The sequence below is a fragment of the Mesorhizobium sp. M7A.F.Ca.MR.362.00.0.0 genome (assembly GCF_004023175.1).
Taxonomy (GTDB): Bacteria; Pseudomonadota; Alphaproteobacteria; order Rhizobiales; family Rhizobiaceae; genus Mesorhizobium.
Genome location: NZ_RZTF01000041.1, coordinates 2097 through 5588 on the forward strand (window position 1 = coordinate 2097; position 3492 = coordinate 5588).

At 61.0% G+C, this 3492-nt stretch carries 2 protein-coding genes and 1 pseudogene; all 3 read left to right on the forward strand.

Translation table 11 applies throughout. The annotated features are described in order from the left end of the window. Nucleotides 1-94: 94 nt before the first annotated feature. A complete protein-coding gene (locus EOC06_RS08490; protein WP_128307501.1) occupies nucleotides 95-2581 on the forward strand; it encodes a mechanosensitive ion channel family protein in 2487 nt (828 codons plus the stop codon). A gap of 156 nt (nucleotides 2582-2737) precedes the next feature. Next, complete coding sequence (locus EOC06_RS08495; RefSeq protein ID WP_164748978.1) at nucleotides 2738-3001, forward strand: hypothetical protein; 264 nt, start codon at nucleotides 2738-2740, stop codon at nucleotides 2999-3001. Nucleotides 3002-3208: 207 nt separating this feature from the next. Next, a pseudogene (locus EOC06_RS41995) lies at nucleotides 3209-3492 on the forward strand (prenyltransferase); the annotation flags it as partial.

Sequence of the window (3492 nt, forward strand, 5' to 3'; positions counted from 1 at the left end):
TCGCGATACGACGGCTTGCCCCAGGATAGGGCCGTCTTTATCAAGGACAGGCTTTTTCAAATTGCCTTTGCCGCCGATGAGTCGCCAACAAATCATGCTTTTCCGATTGCTTCGTCTCATTTTGATCCTCACGCTTGTCGTTTCGGCGCCGATGTCGTTCGACGCGGCTGCACAAGGGCTTGGCCAGGCGCCAGCCGGGCTGGTCGCCGACCAGCAGAAGATCCTGCAGGACCTGACGACCAAGACCGACAATCTGGAAAAGAAGATCCAACAGGACGCCGATGAGGATAGCAGCCTCGTCGATATCCGCTTGCAGCTCGAGGAGTTGTCTCGGCAATCGCTGAACAGCGCACTGGCTTTCCGCACGCGTCTTGGCGAGATCAACAGCCGGCTTGAACAGATCGGGCCAGCGCCCGCCGCCGGCCAGCCGCCGGAGCCCGACATCGTCAGCGGCGAGCGCCAGGCGCTGGTGTCGGAAAAGGCGGAGATAAACGCCGTCATCTCGCAGGCCCAGTCCTTGTCGATCCGCATCAGCGGGCTGATCGACAAGATCGGCAACATGCGCAGCGAGTTGTTCCGCAACCTTTTGACCAAACGCTACGTGCTGTCGGATGCGCTGAGCCCGCAGGTTTTCTCCGACGCCCAGGACGAATACACCAATCTGTACAAGGCGGTGTCTTCCTGGCTGAGCTTCGCTTTCAAGTTCAAGTTCCAGGCCATCCTCGCAGCGACCTTCGTGGCGCTCGGGCTGGCCCTGGTGCTGCTGGTCGGCGGCAGGCGGCTGTTCGGGAGGGTGTTCGAAGCCGATCCCTCCAATGAAGACCCGTCCTATCTCAGCCGCTTATCGGTGGCTTTCTGGTCAACCTTGCTGCCAACGCTGGCGGTTGCCGCCTTTCTGGGATCGACGATTTTCTTCTTCAATTATTACAATGTGTTGCGTGGTGATATTGGCCTGTTCCTCAATGCATTGGCGACCGCCATCGGCGTGGTGTTCTGCGTCAACCGGCTGACCAATGCGGCGCTGGAGCCGCGGCTGCCGAACTGGCGCCTTATCCCGGTCGAAACGGGGCCGGCGCGCTGGCTGGTGCGCCTGACCACCGCCATGGCCGTGGTCATCAGCGTCAACACCTTCCTGTCGGTGATCAACGACAAAATGGGCTCGCCGCTGTCATTGACCATTGCCCGCAGTTTCGGCGCAACCATCATCGTCGGCGTCATCCTGATCCTGATGGCGATGCTGAGGCCATTCAAGGCGCGTGATGGAAGTTGGCGGCCGTGGCCGGCATGGCTGCGCTATACGGCGCTTGCACTCGGTCTTTTCACCATCGTCGCGGCGCTGCTTGGTTACATCGGCCTCGCTCTGTTCGTTTCGCTGCAGGTCGTCGTTACCGGCACCGCGCTGATCACCGCCTATATCGGTTTCCTGTCGGCACAGGCGATCGGCGAGGAGGGTGCTTTCGCCAACACGACCGTCGGGCGCTGGCTGTCGGCCAAATCCAGCTACGAGGATACGGCCCTCGACCAGCTAGGCCTTGTCGTCAGTGTTGCCATCAATGTGATGATCGTGCTGGTGTTCCTGCCGCTGATCCTGCTGATGTGGGGTTTCCAGCCGGGCGATATCCAGGCTTGGGCCTACAAGCTCGCAACTGGGATCAACATCGGGTCGGTGACCATTTCGGTGACCGGCATCCTCTCCGGCATCGTCGTCTTCATCATAGGCTATTTCCTGACGCGCTGGTTCCAGGGCTGGCTCGACGGTTCGGTGATGGCGCGTGGCAAGGTCGATACCGGCGTGCGCAACTCGATCAGGCTGGCGGTCGGCTATGCCGGCGTCGCGCTCGCGGCACTGGTCGGCATCTCGGCGGCGGGCATCGACCTGTCCAGCCTGGCGCTGGTCGCCGGCGCTCTTTCCCTCGGTATCGGCTTTGGCCTGCAGAACGTGGTGTCCAATTTCGTTTCCGGCCTGATCCTGTTGGCCGAGCGGCCATTCAAGGTGGGCGACTGGATCGTTGCCGGCGATGTCAGCGGCACAGTCAAGAAGATCAGTGTGCGCGCCACCGAGATCGAGACCTTCCAGCGGCAATCGGTGATCCTGCCCAATTCAAACCTGATCAACAACGCCGTCGGCAACTGGACGCACCGCAACAAGCTCGGCCGCATCGACATCAAGGTCGGCGTCGCTTACGGCAGCGACGTCAAGCAGGTTCATGCCGTCCTGCTGGAGATCTCCCGCAGCCACCCGATGGTGCTGAAGAACCCCGAACCCTTCGTGCTGTTTTCCAATTTCGGCCCTGCCGCCCTGGAATTCGAGATCCGCGTGTTTCTGGCCGATGTGATGAACGGCAACATCGCGCAGAACGACATCCGTTTTGCCGTCCTCGAAAAATTCAGCAGCGAACACATCGAGATGCCCTCGACGCCGCGCGCCGTGGTCGAGGCCCATAAGCCCAAGGCGTGGCCGACAGACGACGACAAGATCGAGGCCGACTTCGCCGAACAGGAGCAGATAAAGGCCGAAGCCGAGGCGGAGAAGAAGCGGCTGGTCAAGTCCCGCAAAACCAAGAAGCCAGATCCGGACTAAGCTGGGACTCCGTCGACCTTGATCCTGCCGGAACCGATTGCGGCATGAATGCGGCATTCAGTTGCGGTTCAGCTTCCATCTCCTATAAGCTCCCATGCAAAGGCGAAATTGCCTTGCGAAATGCAACAGAGGCGGTGGGAACACCGATATTGCACCATGTGGAAGTCTCTCGTCGCTGCCGTCGCCCTGGTCGCCGCCATCGGCTCGGTCCATGCCGCAAGCGCGGTCAACAAGGACGCCGAGACCCGCACGCTGGTCGTGACCGAGGGCGGCAGCAAGACCGACCTCGCGCTGGCTGGTGGCGAAACGGTTGAGTTCTGCCCGAATGGCTGTTTCGTCACCTTGCCGAACGGCGACCTCGAAGCTCTGACCGGTTCGGAAACCATCGAAATCTCGGGCGGCGTCGCCCGAATCAAGTAATTCCGGTTGGCATATCTTGAGAGGCCGGGCATTTGCTCGGCCTTTTATCGTTTCCGGTAGCAGATGCTTAACAATGACGCGGGAAATACCGTCACGGCAGCCGTCTGCAACCGGGCGTTTTAACGTTCGCTACGCCATCGCCCGCTATACCAGCCTCAAGACGCCGGAAAGCGGCGCGCAACTCTACGCGGGCAGGGCAGGACGGACATGGATGCGCGGTCGGACAGGAACGCAATACCGCTTGCGGTCGATCTCGACGGCACGCTGATCGCGACCGACCTGTTGTGGGAAGGGCTGTTCATCCTTCTCAAGATGAACCCGCTCTATATCTTCCTGGTACCTTTCTGGATCGCCGGCGGGCCGGCGCGGCTGAAGCAAGCAATCGCGCAACGCATCGACATCGATCCGGCATCGCTGCCCTATCGCGAGGTGTTGCTTTGCCGCCTCCGGACCGAACACGCCGAGGGCCGCAAGATCGTGCTGGCGACCGG

Excerpts from the sequence above, each read along its gene's own strand:
- EOC06_RS08490 (WP_128307501.1), top strand. The coding sequence starts at position 95 with ATGCTTTTCCGATTGCTTCGTCTCATTTTGATCCTCACGCTTGTCGTT.
- EOC06_RS08495 (WP_164748978.1), top strand. The coding sequence starts at position 2,738 with ATGTGGAAGTCTCTCGTCGCTGCCGTCGCCCTGGTCGCCGCCATCGGC.